Genomic DNA, 323 nt, shown 5'->3' with positions numbered 1-323 from the left:
GCCTGCAAGAGCATTGCCAGCGCAGCGAACATGACCTGCTTATCTGGCTCGACCAACTCAGCCCCAGCGCCGAGGCGATCTACCACGACACCTGCCAGGAGGGTCAGGCCAGCCAGTTGCTGGAAACCGCCCACGCCCTTTACACCCTGTTGGGCAATGGCGAAAACGGCCAGCAGTGGCTGTGCAGGCAGGCCACGCAACCCGACACGCTGTTTGGCCTGGCGCTGTTCAACTTCAACGCGGAAGTCGCCCGCCTGATCAAGCAGGTGACGCACAACTTCAGCACCTACGGTACCCTGGACGACCAGGGCCGCCAGGGCGAT

1 protein-coding gene is annotated in these 323 nt (G+C 63.2%); it reads left to right on the top strand.

Annotated features, from left to right (window positions below):
- Positions 1 to 323 (top strand): hypothetical protein (locus tag ACCD02_RS32700; RefSeq protein ID WP_413310719.1); only part of this gene is annotated, 323 nt, incomplete at both ends.

The sequence above is a fragment of the Pseudomonas sp. Pseusp88 genome, assembly GCF_047303955.1.
Lineage (GTDB): Bacteria > Pseudomonadota > Gammaproteobacteria > Pseudomonadales > Pseudomonadaceae > Aquipseudomonas.
The sequence above is the reverse complement of the archived record's forward strand: the minus strand, read 5'-3'. Positions and strand labels throughout refer to the sequence as shown.